The sequence below is a fragment of the Massilia sp. CF038 genome (genome assembly GCF_900129765.1).
In the GTDB taxonomy this organism is placed as follows: domain Bacteria; phylum Pseudomonadota; class Gammaproteobacteria; order Burkholderiales; family Burkholderiaceae_D; genus Telluria_A.
Genome location: NZ_FQWU01000002.1, coordinates 1,585,716 through 1,603,223 on the forward strand (window position 1 = coordinate 1,585,716; position 17,508 = coordinate 1,603,223).

15 protein-coding genes are annotated in these 17,508 nt (G+C 61.8%); 4 read left to right on the forward strand and 11 right to left on the reverse strand.

Going from position 1 to position 17,508, the window contains the following annotated elements; all coding sequences use genetic code 11:
• Nucleotides 1–74: 74 nt before the first annotated feature.
• Nucleotides 75–716, forward strand: coding sequence for a TetR/AcrR family transcriptional regulator (locus tag BUC24_RS17530; protein WP_073219027.1), 642 nt, complete (start codon nt 75–77; stop codon nt 714–716).
• Here the strand turns inward: BUC24_RS17530 and BUC24_RS17535 are convergent, their stop codons facing one another.
• From BUC24_RS17535 to xapA, 7 genes are all read right to left on the reverse strand, one after another.
• The gene (locus BUC24_RS17535) at nt 717–1,934 is read right to left on the reverse strand and encodes a cytidine/deoxycytidylate deaminase family protein (RefSeq protein ID WP_073219030.1); all 1,218 of its coding nucleotides are present in this window, start codon (nt 1,932–1,934) and stop codon (nt 717–719) included.
• Nucleotides 1,935–2,339: a cytidine deaminase gene (locus BUC24_RS17540; protein ID WP_073219033.1), complete on the reverse strand. Its 405-nt coding sequence runs from the start codon at nt 2,337–2,339 to the stop codon at nt 1,935–1,937.
• Between the two features lie 11 nt (nt 2,340–2,350).
• The gene (deoA, locus tag BUC24_RS17545; protein WP_073219036.1) at nt 2,351–3,673 is read right to left on the reverse strand and encodes a thymidine phosphorylase; all 1,323 of its coding nucleotides are present in this window, start codon (nt 3,671–3,673) and stop codon (nt 2,351–2,353) included.
• A 132-nt stretch (nt 3,674–3,805) separates the two neighbouring features.
• Nucleotides 3,806–6,184, reverse strand: coding sequence for an aldehyde dehydrogenase family protein (locus BUC24_RS17550; protein WP_373887976.1), 2,379 nt, complete (start codon nt 6,182–6,184; stop codon nt 3,806–3,808).
• A 17-nt stretch (nt 6,185–6,201) separates the two neighbouring features.
• Nucleotides 6,202–7,158, reverse strand: a complete 957-nt coding sequence (gene deoC / locus BUC24_RS17555; protein ID WP_073219042.1) for a deoxyribose-phosphate aldolase — start codon at nt 7,156–7,158, stop codon at nt 6,202–6,204.
• Entirely contained in the window at nt 7,155–8,348 is a 1,194-nt protein-coding gene (locus BUC24_RS17560) for a phosphopentomutase (RefSeq protein WP_073219045.1), read from the reverse strand. Before BUC24_RS17560 ends, deoC begins: the two co-directional genes overlap by 4 nt.
• 44 nt (nt 8,349–8,392) lie before the next feature.
• Nucleotides 8,393–9,235 carry a xanthosine phosphorylase gene (gene xapA / locus BUC24_RS17565; RefSeq protein WP_073219047.1) on the reverse strand — a complete coding sequence of 281 codons (843 nt, stop codon included), beginning with the start codon at nt 9,233–9,235 and terminating at the stop codon, nt 8,393–8,395.
• 303 nt (nt 9,236–9,538) lie between these two features.
• On the opposite strand from xapA, the gene BUC24_RS17570 reads away from it, so the two are divergent.
• From BUC24_RS17570 to BUC24_RS17580, 3 genes are read left to right on the forward strand one after another with little or no spacing between them, the layout of a single operon-like run.
• A complete protein-coding gene (locus tag BUC24_RS17570) occupies nt 9,539–10,684 on the forward strand; it encodes a carbohydrate kinase (RefSeq protein ID WP_073220288.1) in 1,146 nt (381 codons plus the stop codon).
• Nucleotides 10,685–10,686: 2 nt separating this feature from the next.
• Nucleotides 10,687–11,616 carry a pseudouridine-5'-phosphate glycosidase gene (locus tag BUC24_RS17575; RefSeq protein WP_073219051.1) on the forward strand — a complete coding sequence of 310 codons (930 nt, stop codon included), beginning with the start codon at nt 10,687–10,689 and terminating at the stop codon, nt 11,614–11,616.
• Nucleotides 11,617–11,627: 11 nt separating this feature from the next.
• The gene (locus tag BUC24_RS17580; RefSeq protein WP_073219054.1) at nt 11,628–12,530 is read left to right on the forward strand and encodes a LysR family transcriptional regulator; all 903 of its coding nucleotides are present in this window, start codon (nt 11,628–11,630) and stop codon (nt 12,528–12,530) included.
• 93 nt (nt 12,531–12,623) lie between these two features.
• On the opposite strand, the gene pcp is transcribed toward BUC24_RS17580, so the two are convergent.
• The 4 genes from pcp to BUC24_RS17600 form a co-directional block, all read right to left on the reverse strand.
• On the reverse strand, nt 12,624–13,268 hold the full coding sequence (gene pcp / locus BUC24_RS17585) for a pyroglutamyl-peptidase I (RefSeq protein WP_073219057.1): 645 nt from the start codon (nt 13,266–13,268) through the stop codon (nt 12,624–12,626).
• A complete protein-coding gene (locus BUC24_RS17590) occupies nt 13,265–14,221 on the reverse strand; it encodes a DUF979 domain-containing protein (RefSeq protein ID WP_073219060.1) in 957 nt (318 codons plus the stop codon). The genes pcp and BUC24_RS17590 overlap by 4 nt, the downstream gene beginning before the upstream one ends.
• Complete coding sequence (locus BUC24_RS17595) at nt 14,218–14,910, reverse strand: DUF969 domain-containing protein (protein ID WP_073219063.1); 693 nt, start codon at nt 14,908–14,910, stop codon at nt 14,218–14,220. Before BUC24_RS17595 ends, BUC24_RS17590 begins: the two co-directional genes overlap by 4 nt.
• 99 nt (nt 14,911–15,009) lie before the next feature.
• Nucleotides 15,010–17,268 carry a TonB-dependent receptor gene (locus tag BUC24_RS17600; protein ID WP_083598976.1) on the reverse strand — a complete coding sequence of 753 codons (2,259 nt, stop codon included), beginning with the start codon at nt 17,266–17,268 and terminating at the stop codon, nt 15,010–15,012.
• Nucleotides 17,269–17,508: the final 240 nt, after the last annotated feature.

The window sequence follows — 17,508 nt, forward strand, 5'->3', positions numbered from 1 at the left end:
TATTTATGTACCGATAGGTATTTAATATACCGGGTAGTATAGTAATGGTCAAATAAAATGATTCTGGAGACGGCATGACGCGCGAACGGGGACGGCCACGCACATTTGACATCGACGAAGCGCTCGACCGCGCGGTGGACGTCTTCTGGAAGCACGGTTTTCAGGACGCTTCCATGCACGAACTCACGGAAGCGATGGGCTTGAGCAAACCCAGTTTGTATGCGGCCTTTGGCGACAAGGAAGCGCTGTATCTCAAAACGCTTGAGCGTTATCTACAGCGGCTGGTAGAGCGCCATGCGGCGGCGCTCACGGAACAGGCGGATGGACGGCAGGCAGTGCATGCCTTCCTGCGTTCACTGGCGCGCATGCTGGTCGACCCGATGCTGCCCGGCGGCTGCTTCATCATCAACGGCACGGCCGATTTCGGTGGATCGACCATTCCGGCATCCGTGGAAATGGCCCTGCGCACGGCGTTGGGATGCAGCGAAGCGATGATATTGGCGCGGCTGGAGCGTGCGCAGCGCGATGGGGATATGCCGGCAGCCGCAGAGCCGGCCGCATTGGCCGCGCTGTTTGGCTCTCTGATCGCGGGCCTCGGCGTGCTGGCCAAGAGCGGCGCGAGTGAGGCCAAGCTGAATACGGTGATTGACACCGCAATGACCGTCTGGCCGCAAGCACCGCGCGCCAACACCAAGCGCCAGCTCAGCGCCGCCTGATCAGGACAGGGCGGCGACCAGTGCCTGGTCGCTCACCTGCACCGGGCGAATCTTGATGGTCTCGCGGTAGAACGGTGGCATGCCGTCGCACACCTGCGCGAGATCGGCCTCGCTGACCGAGGGCAGCACATACTGGAACTGGCGCGGATTGTCGGCCGGGACTGGCCCTTCCATGGTAGAACCATACGCACCCAGGTTCATGAAGCTGGCCGCACTGGCGTCAGGCCCGCGCGCAAAGACAAACGTGCCCTGACGCGGATGCGCCAGGTAGCGGCAGGCTTCTTCCCGCGTGGCGTCAATGGCGCCTTGCATCAGCTTGAAGCGCAATTGGGCGTAACGCCGTGTGCACTCCATGAAGGCCGTGCAGATCACCGATTGCGACTGCCGCCCCGGTGCACACAAGAGCAGATTGCCAAATGCGTCGAGCAAGGCGACGGCATCGCCCTGCCCACCCTGCGCCAAGTCCTGCGCCATCGCCGCGCGCATGAATGGCGCGAGACCGGCATCGGGCTGGTGTGGCGCGCAGCGATAGGCCAGCGCGTCTGGGTACAGCACTTTAAGCTTGCGCACGATCGGGTGATTGGGCGCCAGCGTTGCCGGATCAAGCAAGGCGCTGCGCGGCAGATCGGCGTTCAGCAGTGCCAGCACTTTTTCGTTGGTCGCTTCGAAGGCAAGCGAACACAGAGCCTGCGTCGCCTCGGCGATCGTTTTACCGATGAAGAAAGACTTCGGCGCGGCGCCCGCACTGTCGCGTGCAAACACCGAGGAGCCCAGTACAGCGGGGTAAAAGAAGCGTGCGGCGGCCCGTTCGCGCAGCGCGGGCGGCAAACTGGCGAAGTCAAAACGTGCATCAAAGTTGATGCCAGCCCTGGGGTCGATGGCTGCCACGACTACATTGAAGCCGGCGGCAATCAGCGCGCCTGTGCACATGGCGCACGGGTCGAGCGAGGTGACAACGGTGATTTCTTCCGGCGGCGGCAAAGCGGCACCGCGCGCGCGCTCGGCAAAGTACCAGTCGATTAACTGGCGTTCGCCATGCGCGGTCGGGTCGAACACCAGACCCTCGCACACCACGTTGTTTTGCAGCGCCTTGAGCACATACCCGTGCTGGTCGAGCATGACCCCGCCCACACCGAATGTGCCCTGCCCTTTGGCAGCAATAGCCTGGCTGGCAGCCAGCGCCACCGCAGTCTGTACGTCGATCGCTTTTTTTAACACTTACTTCTTCAGGTCCCAGCCGCCGAATGCATTTGGCAGCTGCCCAGCAGCGGTAGTCTCAAGGATGTCGCCATTGAGGTTGGTCAGCACTACGGGCAGGTCGTTCCCGCCCAGTTCCAGGATCACCTGGCGGCACGCGCCGCAGGGTGCGATCGGGCCGTCGGTGGCGCCGATGACAGCCAGAGCGCTGAAGTCGCCCGGCTTGTAGCCATGCGCAATGGCGCTGAAAAACGCCGTCCGTTCGGCACAGTTGCACAAACCGTAGGACGCGTTCTCCACGTTACAGCCGCGGAACACACGGCCATCCTTGCATTCAAGCGCAGCGCCAACCTGGAAGTTTGAATACGGCGTGTAAGCCAGCGCGCGTGCGGCGGTGGCTTCGGAAATGAGCTTTTCGTATTTCATGTCGGTTTCGCTCAAGGACGGATGGTGCGATAGATGATGGGATTGGCGGCCGGTTTGGCAGCGCCGATCTGGTACGCGGCCTGCACTTCACGCACTGCCTGCTCGGCAGCTGCTTGGGTGCGCGCGTGGACCATGGCCAGCGGCTGTCCGACGGCGATGGTGTCGCCCAGCTCGACCAGTCCGGTCAGACCGACCGCGAAATCGATTGCGTCTTCCGGACGGCGGCGTCCACCACCCAGGCTGACCACGGCCAGGCCCAGGCCACGGCAATCGGTGGCGGTGGCAAAGCCGGCTTGCAGTGCCGGTACCGGCACGATGATCGGCGCTTTTTCCAGATACGCGTCGGGACGCTCCAGCAAGTCGGCTGGTCCGCCCAACGCCGCGACCATGCGCGAGAAGCGCTCTGCCGCTTCGCCCGAATCCAGGCCTGCTTGCAGCTTGGCGCGTGCGTCGGTTTCGTTGGTGGCCAGGCCGCCGAGGATCAGCATTTCTGCGCACAGCGCCATGGTCACTTCGTGCAGGCGCGCCGGGCGCGAGCGGCCGGTCAGGTAATCCATCGCCAGGCGCACTTCCAGCGCGTTACCTGCCACGGGGCCGAGCGACTCGTTCATTTCGGTCAGCAGTGCTGAAGTTCTGGTGCCTGCGCCGTTACCGACGGCGACAATGCTCTCTGCCAGTTCCACCGACTTGTCGTAGGTTGGCATGAAGGCGCCGGTGCCGACCTTGACGTCCATGACCAGCGCGTCCAGGCCTGCCGACAGCTTTTTGGAAAGGATCGAACCGGTGATCATGGCGACCGATTCCACGGTCGCCGTGGTATCGCGAATGCTGTAGAAGCGTTTGTCCGACGGCGCCAGCTGGGCGGTCTGGCCGATGATGGCCACGCCCACGTCCTTGACCACCTTGCGGAACAGCTCAGGGTCCGGCACGGTGCAGTAGCCGGGAATCGAATCGAATTTGTCGAGCGTGCCGCCGGTGTGGCCCAGGCCGCGGCCCGAGATCATTGGCACGAAACCGCCGCAGGCAGCAATCATCGGTCCGAGCATGAGCGAGACAACGTCGCCCACGCCGCCGGTGGAGTGCTTGTCGACCACCGGACCTGGCAGGTTCAGCGAACGCCATTCCATGACCTGGCCCGAATCGCGCATGGCCAGGGTGAAGGCGACGCGTTCATCCATGTTCATGTCGTTGAAGAAGACCGCCATCGCCAGCGCTGCGATCTGACCTTCGGTGACACTGCCATCGGTAATGCCGCGCACGAAAAACTGAATTTCTTCAGCACTGAGGGCACCGCCATCACGCTTTTTGCGGACGATTTCTTGGTTCAAAAACATGGTAACTCCATAAATTCAAAAAAGTCACATCGCCCTCGCGAAGGCGGGGGCCTATAGCACTTGTCCGAATTCGGTAAGGTGGTATAGGCCCCCGCCTCCGCGAGGGCGATGTACGGCTACTCTAGATGTGCGTCAGACGCCGTACGGAATCCAGACATTCTTCACCTGGCTGGCATGGCCGAGTACTGCGCGTCCGCCTGCCTGTTTGGTGTCATACCAATCGCGTCCTTTGGCACCGCCCACCCAGGTCCGCTTGAGCGAACCGGCAGACAGGCGCTCAACTTCCGCGCAGCCTTCGGCCGAACCGTCATGACGCCACACGGCGTCCACGTCCGAGTGCGAGGCCAGCGTGCGCGCCAGTTCGTCCGCGCTGCCGGTCACGATGTTCAAGGCGCCACCTGGCAGATCGGACGTATCGAGCACCTGATACAGATCGGTTGCCGCCAGCGGGTACGCTTCAGATGGCACTGCCACCACGCGGTTACCCAGCGCCAGCGCCGGCGCCACCAGCGAAATAAAGCCCAGCAGCGGCGCCTCGTTCGGGCAGATGATGCCGATCACACCGACTGGTTCGTTCAGTGCCACCGTAATGCCATGCATTGGCGGCTGGTGCGCCAGGCCGTCGTATTTGTCGGCCCAGGCGGCGTAGTAGAACAGGCGCTCGATCGAAGCCTGCACTTCCTTGTGCGGGTCTTTCGAGCCGGTCATCGCAGCCAGACGGGCGGCAAATTCTTCCGCCCGCACGGCCAGGTTTTCAGCGATGTAGTACAGCACCTGCGCGCGATTGTGCGACGTCGCCTTGGCCCAGCCGGACGCCTTGTGCGCCGCTTCCACGGCGTTGCGGATGTCCTTGCGGTTGCCTTCGCCCACGTCGGCCAGGAAAGCACCGTTGGCGCCGTTGATGGCACGGCTGTAGGCACCATCAGGGCGGGCCTGCTTGCCGCCGATGTACAGCTTGGCGGTGCGGTCCACAGCGAACGGGTCACCGGACTCACTGGCCTTGACCTTGCCCTTTGCTTCGATCACCGGCGCAGCCGGGCGCGCATCTTCCGACAGTGGCGTCATGTACTCGAACATGCCTTCCTTGCCGCCTTCGCGGCCGAAGCCCGATTCGCGGTAGCCGCCAAAGCCGCATGCGGCGTCGAACTGGTTGGCGGTATTGATCCACACCACGCCAGCCTTGATTTGCGGTGCCACGTCGAGCGCGAGGCTGATCGATTCGGACCACACGCAGGCAGCCAGGCCATACACCGTGTTATTGGCCAGCTGGACCGCTTCAACCGGGGTGCGGAAGCTCATGGCAACAAGTACCGGACCGAATACCTCGGTCTGGGCGATACCGGCCGAGGTGGACGCGCCGGTAATCAGGGTCGGTGGGAACCACGAGCCATTGGCAGGCAGCTCGCAGGCTGGCTGGTACACGGTGCAGCCTTCAAGGCGCGCCGCTTCCACCAGGCCTTCGATGCGCTGGCGCTGGATCGGATCGACCAGAGCGCCAATGTCCATCGACTTGTCCAGTGGCGAACCGAGACGCAGATTGTCCATGCGGGCACGCAGCTTGGCCAGGAAGCGCTGCTCCACCGACTCCTGCACCAGCAGGCGCGAACCGGCGCAGCAAACCTGGCCCTGGTTGAACCAGATCGAGTCGACCAGGCCTTCAACGGCGGCGTCGAGATCGGCATCTTCAAACACGATGAAGGGCGACTTGCCGCCCAATTCCAGCGACAGCTTCTTGCCGCTGCCAGCGGTGGCCTGACGGATCAGGCGACCCACTTCGGTCGAACCGGTAAAGGCCAGCTTGTCGATGCCAGGATGCTTGACCATGGCTTCGCCCACGCGCCCGTCACCGGTGACGATGTTAACCACACCGGCCGGCACGCCAGCCTGCTGGCAGATCTGCGCAAACAGCAGCGCAGACAGCGAAGTGAATTCGGCCGGCTTGAATACAACCGTGTTACCGGCGGCCAGCGCAGGCGCGATTTTCCAGGCCAGCATCAGCAGCGGGAAGTTCCAGGGCACAATCTGACCCACCACGCCAACGGCGCGGTAGTCGGCAAATTCTTCCGACTGCAGCTGGGCCCAGCCGGCGTGATGGTAGAAGTGGCGCGCGGCCAGCGGCAGGTCGGCATCACGCGTTTCGCGGATGGTCTTGCCGTTGTCGAGCGTTTCAATCACGGCAAACAGGCGTGCGTGCTTTTGCAGCAGGCGCGCCAGCGCGTACATCACGCGCGCGCGGCCATGGCCGCCAAGGGCGACCCAGCCCGGCTGGGCGCGGCGTGCCGCTTCCACGGCGCGGTCGATGTCCTGCGCGCCGGCCTGGGTGATCTGCGCCAGTTCCTTGCCGTCGGCAGGATTGGTCGAGGCAAAGGTATCGGCTGCCGGGGTCCATGCATTGTCGATGAACAGGCCGAAGCGGCGCTCATGCTGGTCCAGCCACGCTTGCGCTTCTTTGATGCTCTCGGGTGCAGGGCCGTAATCCATAGTCTGAAGAATCTCGTTAATTGTTGGCATGACGAATCCGGTATTGGTTATGGTTGCGCGTGGCGGTGGTTCGCGGAGTAGTTCCCGGTGACGTAGTGTTCGAGCTGACGCTCGATGTCGGTCAGCAGGCTCGATGCGCCAATCCGGAACAGGTGCGGCTCGAGCCACTCGCGTCCGAGTTCTTCTTTCATCAGGGTCAGGTACTGCAGCGCGCTCTTGGCGGTGGCCACGCCGCCGGCTGGCTTGAAGCCAACCTGGAAGCCGGTCTGCTCATGGTATTCGCGGATCGTGCGCACCATGGTCAGGGCGACCGGGATGGTGGCGTTGACGCCTTCCTTGCCGGTGGAGGTCTTGATGAAGTCCGACCCAGCCATCATGCAGACCCACGACGCCTTGGCGACGTTTTCCAGGGTGAGCAGGTCGCCCGTGGCCAGAATGGCTTTCACGTGCGCTTCACCGCAGGCCTTCCGGTAAGCCAGCATTTCGTCGTACAGGGCTTGCCAGTTACCGGTCAACACATGCTGACGGGTGATGACGATATCGATTTCTGTGGCGCCGGCAGCGACCGACAATTCAATCTCGCGCACCTTGGTTTCCATGCTCGACAGGCCAGCCGGGAAAGCGGTCGACACGGCGGCAATCGGCAAGCGGCCGTTGAGGATTTTTGCAGCCGGCGCAATCATCTCGTGATACACGCAGACGGCACCCGTGGTCAGGTTCGATACACCCAGCGCTTCCGTCAGATCGGCGCGCAGCGGGCGCATGGCCTTCATGCACAGGCGCTCGACCCGGCCAGGCGTGTCGTCACCACCGAGCGTGGTCAGGTCGATGCATTGCAGCGCCTTGATCAGCCACGCGGCCTGGTATTCCTTCTTGACGGTGCGGCGGTTGGCCAGGCTGGCAGCGCGGCGGTCCGATGCGTTGCGGTTGACCTTGATCTGGTTGACCCAGCCGAGATCGAGGCCAACGGCCTCATTGCGTTTGAATGCCGGGTTGTGAGTCATAGCAAACTGGTTCCATTCGAAAGGGGTTTGACGCCAAGGTGCTTGGCGAGCGTGGCGCCAATATCGGAGAAAGTCGGGGAAATCGGCAGCGCTTGCGGCTTGACGCCAGGACCGAAGAAGATCATCGGAATGTGCTCGCGCGTGTGATCCGAACCTGGCCAGCTCGGGTCGCAGCCATGGTCGGCGGTGATGACCACCAGATCGCCATCCTTCAGCTTGGCCATGAATTCCGGCAGACGCTCATCCATCTGGTGCAGCGCGTTGGAGTAGCCGGCGATGTCGCGGCGGTGGCCGAATGCCTGGTCGAAGTCCACAAAATTGACGAAGGTGAGCGACTTGTCGCCCACTTCATCGGTGACCTTGAGCAGCGCATCGAACAGGGCCATATTGTCGGCGCCCTTGACCACGCGCGAAATGCCCTGGGCGGCGAAAATGTCGCTGATCTTGCCCAGGCCGACGACTTCGCCGCCTGCGTCCTTGACGTGGTCCAGCAGCGTTGGGGCTGGCGGCGGCACGGCGTAGTCGTGGCGGTTGCTGGTACGGCGGTAGTTGCCGTTCTCGCCCAGGAAAGGCCGCGCAATCACGCGCCCGATGTTATACGGCTTGACCAGTTCGAACGCCGCTTCGCACACGGCGTACAGGCGCTCCAGGCCGAAGTGTTCTTCGTGCGCGGCGATCTGCATGACCGAGTCGCCCGAGGTGTAGACGATGATTTTGCCGGTGGCGACATGCTCGTCACCGAACTTGTTGATGATTTCGGTGCCCGATGCATGGCAGTTGCCCAGGTAGCCCACCAGGTCCATCCGCTGCTGCAGCGTGTCGGTCAGCTCTTGCGGGAACGATGGCACTTCGCGCGGGAAGTAGCCCCAGTCAAAGGTGACCGGCACGCCAGCGATTTCCCAGTGACCGCTCTGGGTGTCCTTGCCAGTGGAGCGCTCGCGCGCCGCGCCGTAAGCACCGGTAAAGCCGTCGCGCTGGGCAAAGCCGGCGGCCCATTCGCCGCATGCCAGTTGGGCAGCTGCGGCCAGGCCCAGTTTTTCCAGGTTAGGCAGCTGCATTGGCTTGCCTTCATTGGCAGCCCAGGCAGCAATGTGGCCGAACGTATTGGCGCCTTCATCGCCGAAGTTGTGGGCGTCGGGCGCAGCGCCCAGGCCGAAGGAGTCAAGCAGCAGAATGAATGCGCGTGCCATGATTTGCTCGCTTAAAAAGTGGGATGAATTTCAGTGTAGGACAATCAGGCCGCGGCGCGCGGCGTTTTTGCCACGTTCGCGAGGAAGGCCAGAATCAGCACCACCAGGTCCTTGGCGCCGATGGCCGCGTACTTGAGCGTCTGCTCATGCGACAGGGGGAATGGCGACATGCCTTCAGCCAGGTTGGTGATCACGGAAACGCCCGTCACCTTCAGGCCGCAGTGGCGCGCCGACACCACTTCCGGCACCACCGACATGCCGACGGTGTCGGCGCCAAGGCGGGCCATTGCGCGGATTTCGGCGGCGGTCTCGAAGTTCGGGCCCGGGTAGGCGATGAACACACCTTCGTGCAGCTTGATGCCTTTTTCTGCGGCGCTGGCTTTGACCAGCTCGCGGATCTCGCTGTCGTAGGCGTTGGCCATGCTGAAGAAGCGCGGGCCGAAGCGGTCATCGTTGGGGCCAACCATCGGGGTACCCGGCAGGAAGTTGATATGGTCGCTGATCGCGACCAGCGAGCCGGCATCGACTTCGGTGCGCAGCGAGCCGGCGGCGTTGGTCACAAACAGCATCTCGCAGCCCAGCAGCTTGAGGGTGCGCACGGCGCTGGTCATCACGCCCATGCCATAACCTTCGTAGAAGTGGCCGCGGCCCTTCATGCACACCACTTCCACGCCCGACAGCGTGCCCAGTACCAGCTCGCCGGCGTGGCCGTGCACGGTGCTGATCGGGAAACCCGGCAGTTCATCGAAGCCAATCGCCACCGCATCCTGCATCTGCTCGGCCAGCACGCCAAGGCCGGAGCCGAGAATCATCGCCACGCGTGGCGTGAAGCCAGGTTTGCGGGCGCGGATAATGTCGGCGGCTTCAAATGGGGTGTTAGAGGACATGAGGTTTCCTTGTTTTGTTCGCGAGTGGTGGGAAAGCACGGCAAGGCCAATGATGGCATTGCGGCAGCAAAATGGGGTTTTGTGTCGCTTGTTAAGTATTATAACTATGCATGACGGGCTATATGTATGGCAAATACCATTTTTCTTGCCTATTTATATGGTATTGATATAAATTGAAGGCAGCCCCTGTTGGATCGCGGCAACATGCCAGTACAATAAGTCGATAGGGTAAGATAATGATCGATTGACACGATTAGGACATCTGTCTACCATCGAAGACAATTGTTTAATTGATTGCCCATCGTGAACGAACTATCAAAAAAAGACCAGTTGTACGAGCTCATCCGGGCAAATCCCTTCATATCCCAGCAAGACCTCGCGGTGCAACTTCGTTTGTCGCGCTCGGCGGTGGCAGGCTATATCGCCGGCCTGATCCGCGACCGGCGCCTGCTTGGGCGCGCCTACGTCCTGCCGGACAACCGCCCCATCGTTTGCCTGGGCGGCGCCAACCTGGACCGCAAGCTGCGCTCGCATGCGACACTCAAGATGGGTACTTCCAATCCCGCCCGCCAGGACGAATCGTTTGGCGGCGTGGCGCGCAATATCGCAGAAAACCTGGCGCGCCTGTCAACGCCCGTGTCCTTGATTACCGTGATCGGTGACGACAGCTCGGGCAAGGCGCTGCTGGCGCACGCTGACGCCGCTGGCATCGATACGCGCGGCACGTTGCGCCTGCAAGGCGTGTGCACCGGCACCTACACTGCCGTGCTGGACGACCATGGCGAGATGATGCTGGCCCTGGCCGACATGGCCCTGTACGACGCCCTCACACCCGAATTTCTCGACACCCGCCAGCCGCAGCGCAATGTGGCTGCGCTGACTGTGGCGGACATGAACCTGCCTGTCGAAACGCTGCAGCTGCTGCTGGCCGACGCCGCCCGCGATGCCATTCCGCTGGTGATCGTCGCGGTATCACAACCCAAAATGTCGCATCTGCCGCAAGACCTGCGCGGTCTGCGCCTGCTGATCCTGAATCAGGGCGAGCTTGAAACCCGTGTTGGCCGCGCCCTCAAGACCGAAGCCGAGCTGCTCGCTGCCTGCCGCGAGGTTCAGGCCCAGGGCGCGCAGGACGTCATCGTCACACGTGGCGGCACTGGCGTGGCCTACACCACCCAGGGCGGCCTGGCGCATCTCGAAGCGCCGGACGCCCGCATCGTCGACGTCACCGGCGCGGGCGACGCGTTTTCGGCAGCGGTCTGCTGGTCGCTGTTCCACGGCAGCGAAGACCTGTCGCTGGCTTGCCGCCGCGGCTTGCGCCTGTCGGCCATGACGCTCGAATGCGAAGAAACCGTTTGCCCCTATCTGTCAGCCGACATCCTGGCCGAGATCCATAACTTCGACGGCGTGCCCAGCGTGCCGCAGTCCTTCAACGCCCTCTACCAGGATTAAGCATGCACCAATATCTGTTGTTCTCGCCAGAAGTGGCGGCCGCGCGCGCCGCAGGAAAACCCATTGTCGCCCTCGAGTCGACCATCATCTCGCACGGCATGCCGTACCCGCAGAACGTGACGACCGCGCGCGAAGTGGAAGACATCATCCGCATGGCGGGCGCGGTACCGGCCACGATTGCGATCATCGACGGCAAGATCTGCGTCGGTCTGGATGCGGCGCAGCTTGAACTGCTGGGCACCTCGCCGGATGCGATGAAAGTGAGCCGGCGCGACCTGGCCTACGTGCTGGCCACCCGCCGCCTGGGCGCCACCACGGTGGCAGCGACCATGATCTGCGCGCAGCTGGCCGGTATTGACGTTTTCGTCACCGGCGGCATCGGCGGCGTACACCGCGGCGCGGAAACCAGCTTCGACATCTCGGCCGACCTGCAGGAACTGGCGCGCACCAGCGTTGCCGTGGTATGCGCGGGCGTAAAGTCCATCCTGGACATTGGCCTGACGCTGGAATACCTCGAAACCCACGGCGTGCCGGTACTGAGCGTTGGCCAGCCCGAATTCCCGGCCTTCTTTACGCGCGACAGCGGCTTCAAGGCCGACTTCCAGCTTGACTCGGCAACCGAACAAGCAGCCTTCATCCGCGCCAAATGGCAGCTCGGCCTGGCGGGCGGCGTGGTGGTCAGCAATCCGGTGCCGGCCTCCTTTGCCATGCCGAAGGAAGAGATCGACCGCATCACCGAACAGGCATTGCGCGAAGCGCACGATGGTGGCGTCACTGGCAAGAAGGTCACGCCATTCCTGCTGGCGCGCATCAAGGAACTGACCGAAGGGCGCAGCCTGGTCACCAACATCGCGCTGGTCAAACACAATGCGCAAGTGGGCGCGGAACTGGCGGTCGCCTTGCGCGATGCGGCTGGCCTGCAACCTGTTTAACGCAAAGCGCCATGTCGATCGACCTGAAACAGCTCAAGTATTTTCTCGCCGTTGCCGAGGAAAAGAGCTTTAGCCGCGCGGCCGAGCGCCTGCACATTTCGCAGCCGCCGCTGAGCCAGCAGATCATGAAGCTCGAAAGCGAACTCGGTGTGCGCCTGTTCGCGCGTACCACCCGCACCTTCGAACTGACGGTGGCGGGCAAGGCTCTCATGGGCGAAGCCTCGGACATGCTGGCCAAGATGCGCATGACGATCGATACCATCCGCCAGATCGACCGCGGCGAAGTGGGCCGCCTGCGAGTGGGTATCGTCGGCTCGGCGATGTGGGGACCGATTCCCAGCCTGCTGGAGGAATTTCAGACCAAGTTCCCGCGCGTGACCTGGACCCTGCACGAGTCCGGACCGAACGTTCAATACGACGCCCTGCGCGCCAAGCAGATCGACGTAGGGTTCTGGCGCGAGCCGAAGCTGGACGAAGACGATCTGAAAAACGATCACCTGAAGCAGGAATTGTGCTTCCGCGAGAACGTGTGCGTGGCAGTCAACGAGCACCATCCGCTGGCGACCCTGCCGTATATCGAACTGACCGATATCCGCGATGAGCCCATGCTGACGCTGGCCTTGGACAAATCGGCCTTTCCGCGCTATCTGATCCAGTGCTGCGTGAAGGCCGGGTTTCAGCCGACGATTTTCCAGGAAGCGTCCGAGCCGCAGACTTTGCTGGCCATGGTGGGCGCGGGACTGGGCGTGGCGCTGATGCCGGAGACGACGAGCCGGATTGGCTGGCCAGGCGTGATTTTCCTGCCGATCAAAACGAATCCGCCGTCGGCGAATTTGTATATCACCTACACCACCTTGGATGATGCGCCGGTGGTGCGCGCGTTCCTCAACATCCTCAATCCCCCCGCGCCCTAAAACCATCGTCCTCGCGAAGGCGGGGACCTATTCCACGTCCCCGAAGTCGTTCAGTATGCTATGGGTCCCCGCCTGCGCGAGGACGATGTGGGTTTAGTGCGTGGTGCCGCCAGCCAGCCTGGCATCTGCATTCGTCCTCAACGCCACTTCAATTGCCACCTTCAAGCCCGCTACCACCTGCTCCAGCGACATGCTCGCCATCCCCGGATGCCGCGCCGCCTGCTCCGGCAAATACGGAATATGAATGAACCCCGCCTTCACCGGCATCCCTGCCGTCAAATGCATCAACCCATAAAACACGTGATTGCACACAAACGTGCCCGCAGTCTGCGACACTGACGCCGGTATCCCAGCTCCCTTCAACGCGGCGACTATCGCCTTGATCGGCAAGGTAGAAAAATACGCCGCAGGCCCGCCGTCCACAATCGGCTGGTCCACCAGCTGACGCGCCGCGTTGTCAGGAATAGGCGCATCGTCGATATTGATGGCTACCCGCTCCACCGACATGTCAACCCGTCCACCCGCCTGCCCCACCGCAATCACCAGCGCAGGCTCCCACTGCGCGGCAGCCTCGCCCAACACCCGAATCGCCTCGCCAAACACGCAAGGTAGCTGCACCGCCGCCACCGCGAAACCATTACCACGCCAACCATCAAGCGCACGCACCGCCTCCCATGCCGGGTTTACGGTCTCTTTATTAAATGGCTCAAAGCCTGTCAGAAGTACAGTCTGATTCATTTCTGGTCCATCAAAAAATACAGCAGGAAGATGTTTGCCGCCAGCAGCGGCAGCGCCGTCGGCATCTGCGCCTTGATGACGGCATTTTTATCCGGCAGCTCAAGCAGCACCACCGGGACGATATTGAAGTTGGCTGCCATTGGCGTGAGCAAGGTGCCGCAGTAAGCGCTGAACATCCCGATGGCGGCCATCACCGCCGGGTTGGCGCCATAAATTCCCACCAACACCGGGATGCCGACCCCGCCCGCCATGACCGGAAACGCGGCAAACCCGTTCCCCATAACGATGGTAAACAGGGCCATGCCAACGCAGAAGACCACGACCGCCACAAAACGCGAATCCATGTTGATATAGGTGGTAGTGAGGTGCGCAACGGCCTTGCCCACGCCCACTTCGGCAAACAGCAAGCCAAGTACCGCCAGCATATGCGGCAGCACAACCGCCCAGCCTATGGCGTCGGTCAGGCGCCGCCATTCGCGCATGCCTTGCACGGGCGTAGAACGCGTCAGGGCGCACGCCACGCCCACCGCCAGCAGCGAGGCGCATCCCAGGCTAACAATGGTAATGTGCTTCGCTTCCAGCAGCAGCATGTCGCCGATCTTGACGTCTTTGAACAGGGTCGAACCGATCATCGTCACAACAGGAATAACCAGCGCCGGAATGAACAGCTTGTGCCCCAGCGTAGCGGCGCTGGCAGTGCGTTCCTCTTTCGAGCGCATGCCGTAGCTACCGAGCGACACGCCGCCAAAACCGGCGATCAGTGCCATCGACACCATCACCAGACCCGCCACCGCCGGCGCCAGAAAATCACCGCCCAGATAGACCAGCGCATACAAGCCCCAGAACAGCGCCGTTGAATACCGCTTCGGATTGCTGCGGTCGCGCAGCGACATCACGGCGGCCACCACCAGCATCAACCCCAGCACATAGTAGAAGTGTTCGAGCTTGATCATTTGCCCTCCCCTTCCCGGCGGATCTCAAGATCGAGCCGGGTCAGATTCCAGGCATGGATCAGGAAGGCGCAAATGGCGGTCGGAATGCCCCACATGGCAATGTGCAGCGGGTTGACTGCTATACCTTCGGCCGCCAGGATGGTCTGCATCAGCACAATGGCGCCAAAGGCGACAAACACGTCTTCGCCGAAAAACAGGCCAACATTATCAGTGGCTGCGGCCATTGCACGAATGCGGTAGCGCAGCTTGTCGCTGATGCTGCCGTTGCGCGCCTCGGCCGCGCCTTCTGCCATCGGCACCACCAGCGGACGCACCATCGAAGGATGGCCGCCAAGACTGGTCAGGCCAAATGCCGCCGACACTTCGCGGATGAACAAATAAACGATCAGCAGGCGCCCCGCTGTCGCTGCCCGAATGTTGGCAATCGAGGCCTGCGCATGCTCCTTGAGGCCAAAACGCTCAAGCAAACCAATTGCCGCCAGCGGCAGCAGAAGAATCATCGGCAGATTGCGCGTTTTAAGAAAGGCTGTACCGAGCGACGCGAGAATGGCCTCGACCGGCATGGCGACCGACAAACCTGTTGCGGCGCAGGCTGCGATCACCACCAGCACCGGGTGGGCGCGCAGCACGAAGCCAATCACGATAACGGCCACACCAATGAGGGGCCACAGGTTCACTGCTGCTTGCATGAATTCTCCAGGCAAATCGATGTGCGCCTTATCTTAAACGAAAAAGCCCCGCACACTTCGCAGTGTGCGGGGCCCGTCGAGACGACAGTTCGTCAGACTTTAGAACGTCGCGCGGAACTGCGCGCCGTACGAGCGTGGCTCGTTGACGATACCGGTCAGGTTGTTGAAGTTGATCGAACCGAGCAACTGGACCTTGTTGGTGATGTTACGGCCATATACCGACAGCTCATAGTTATCCCACTTGTAGCCGACGCGTACGCCGCCTTCGAGCAGGGACTTGGCTTTGTATTCAACCGCTTCGTCCAGGAAGAAGTTGTAGCTGCTGCGGTAAGCCCAGTCGGTGAAGGCATACACTTCGCCATTGCCCACTGCAGTGCTGTACTTCAGGCTGAAGTTGGCCTGCGTTTTTGGTGCGCGTGGCAGCGGATTGCCGTTCAGAAGCGCCTGATTCGTGGTACCCGGCTTCAGCGGATCGGTGGCGGTGCAACCGTTACCGCAAATCTGGACCGCCAGGTCAGGATCCTTGATTTCGGTGTCGTTGTAGCTGGCGCCGATGCTGGCCGACAGACCGTCAGCCAAATTGGCCTGGAAATCCAATTCGAGACCTTGACCAATCGCTTTCTTCGCGTTGATCAGCTGATTCTCGTTGATCGAACCCGAAGTGGCGGTCAGCTGCAGGTCCTTGACCTGGTAGCGGTACACGCTAGCCGACAGGCGCGCGCGGCGGTCAAACAGATCCTGCTTCACGCCCGCTTCCACCGACACCACTTTTTCCGACTCGGCAGTGCTCGGCTTGCTGGTCACGCCAAACAGACGGCCCTGCACCGACGGTGCGCGGTAGCCGGAAGCGGCACGGGCGAACAGATTGGTTTCCTTGGTCAGCACATAGGTACCCGACAGGTCCCAGCTGACGTTGGTCGACGACAGATTGCGCACCAGCGGGCCGCTGGTGGCAACCACCGGCGTGGTTTCGTAACGCTGGGCGACAAAGTCCTTCTTGTCGTTGGTGTAGCGCAGACCGGCGCGTACCTTGAAGCGGTCGCTCACGGTGTAGTTCATCGAACCGAAGGCGGCCCAGGCTTTCGAATCCTGGGTCTGGGTACCGTAGTTAGGCGACTGCGGATTCCCCGGCGTGAGCGAATCGAAGGCGATACTGTCGATGGCCATCTGCTCGTCGAAGTAGAACAGGCCGCCGATCCAGTTCAGTGGGCCCTTGTAGTTCGATTCGAGGCGCACTTCCTGGGTGATCTGGCGGTGGTCGCGCAGAATGTCGGCCGTTTCAACGGTGAACGGGATGAAGCCTGGGCCGAACGGTGGCGCGTACGATGCGCCGTAGCCGCCGTCAACGTCGGCGCGGCTGTAGATGTCGGCCTTTTCATAGCCGGTGATCGAGTGCAGCGTCAGATCGTCCAGGTTCCACTTGAGGCGCATGCTGCCGCCTTTGGTCTTGAGCTTTTGCTCGTTCTGGCCGTCAGTTGGGTAGGAGCCGTAGTCGAAGTTATCAACCAGCTCGTTGGTGCCCTTCTTGATGATATTGGCGCGGAACAGGGTGGCGCTGCCGTCGTAGTCACGGGCGTGCACGTTGAACAGGGCGCTGAAGTTGGCGCTTGGCTTGACCAGCAACTGCAGGCGGCCGGCGTTGTCGTCGTAGCCTTCGAAGTCGGTGGTGGCCGCGTTTGGACGGTCGTTATGCACACGGTCGCCGCGGTGCTGGCTTTGCAGCGAAACGCGGGCTGCCACGGTATCGCTGATTGGAATGTTGTAAGCGCCTTCGAGGTTGCGCACACTGTAGTTGCCGATACCGGCGGCGAAGTAGCCTTCGGTCTTGCCAATCACTGGCTTGGCCGAATCGAACTTGATCACACCAGCTGGCGAGTTACGGCCGAACAGGGTGCCCTGTGGTCCGCGCAGCACTTCGATCTGGTCCACGTCAAATACCGGGAAGCCCTTGAGCATCGGGTTTTCCTGAACCACGTCGTCGAATACAAGGCCCACAGGCTGCGAAGCGTTCAGGTCGAAATCGGTGTTACCCATGCCGCGGATATAGAAACGCGGGAAAGTACGGCCATAGTCCGATTCCACCTGCACGCTCGGCGTGCGGCCCGACAGGAAGCGAATGTCCTGGCCGCTGGCGGTCAGCACGTCCAGCTTTTCACCCTTGAGGGTGGCAATGGCCATTGGCACGTCTTTGATATTTTCTGCGCGGCGCTGAGCCGTCACGATCACGGTTTCCAGCTGGCCCTTGGCGGTCGCTTCCGGCGCCGGTGCCGCTTCCTGCGCCATTGCCGCGTGCAGCGGGAAAGCGCTGGCGACGGCCAGGGCGATGAGCGAACGCGTCGCAAAGTGGCTGTTTTTCATTGTCATTCGTGAACCCCTTGGGTGGATTTCAATCGTTAAAATCTTCTGACTCACATTGCATGCTGCGTCGCAACATCACGCTCGCTGTCACCCTTTTTCATAGGAGACTTACCTGCATGTCATGTAGTGATTTTGCATCGTAGCATGAAAAGAAATGCCGGGAAAACAGCACAAATGTCTTTTCATTTATATATCGAGAATATAAATGACGAACTAAAATCGTATTTGCCATACATATCG

Excerpts from the sequence above, each read along its gene's own strand:
- BUC24_RS17530 (WP_073219027.1), top strand. The coding sequence starts at position 75 with ATGACGCGCGAACGGGGACGGCCACGCACATTTGACATCGACGAAGCG.
- BUC24_RS17540 (WP_073219033.1), bottom strand. The coding sequence starts at position 2,339 with ATGAAATACGAAAAGCTCATTTCCGAAGCCACCGCCGCACGCGCGCTG.
- deoA (WP_073219036.1), bottom strand. The coding sequence starts at position 3,673 with ATGTTTTTGAACCAAGAAATCGTCCGCAAAAAGCGTGATGGCGGTGCC.
- BUC24_RS17550 (WP_373887976.1), bottom strand. The coding sequence starts at position 6,184 with ATGCCAACAATTAACGAGATTCTTCAGACTATGGATTACGGCCCTGCA.
- deoC (WP_073219042.1), bottom strand. The coding sequence starts at position 7,158 with ATGACTCACAACCCGGCATTCAAACGCAATGAGGCCGTTGGCCTCGAT.
- BUC24_RS17560 (WP_073219045.1), bottom strand. The coding sequence starts at position 8,348 with ATGGCACGCGCATTCATTCTGCTGCTTGACTCCTTCGGCCTGGGCGCT.
- xapA (WP_073219047.1), bottom strand. The coding sequence starts at position 9,235 with ATGTCCTCTAACACCCCATTTGAAGCCGCCGACATTATCCGCGCCCGC.
- BUC24_RS17575 (WP_073219051.1), top strand. The coding sequence starts at position 10,687 with ATGCACCAATATCTGTTGTTCTCGCCAGAAGTGGCGGCCGCGCGCGCC.
- BUC24_RS17580 (WP_073219054.1), top strand. The coding sequence starts at position 11,628 with ATGTCGATCGACCTGAAACAGCTCAAGTATTTTCTCGCCGTTGCCGAG.
- pcp (WP_073219057.1), bottom strand. The coding sequence starts at position 13,268 with ATGAATCAGACTGTACTTCTGACAGGCTTTGAGCCATTTAATAAAGAG.
- BUC24_RS17590 (WP_073219060.1), bottom strand. The coding sequence starts at position 14,221 with ATGATCAAGCTCGAACACTTCTACTATGTGCTGGGGTTGATGCTGGTG.
- BUC24_RS17595 (WP_073219063.1), bottom strand. The coding sequence starts at position 14,910 with ATGCAAGCAGCAGTGAACCTGTGGCCCCTCATTGGTGTGGCCGTTATC.
- BUC24_RS17600 (WP_083598976.1), bottom strand. The coding sequence starts at position 17,268 with ATGAAAAACAGCCACTTTGCGACGCGTTCGCTCATCGCCCTGGCCGTC.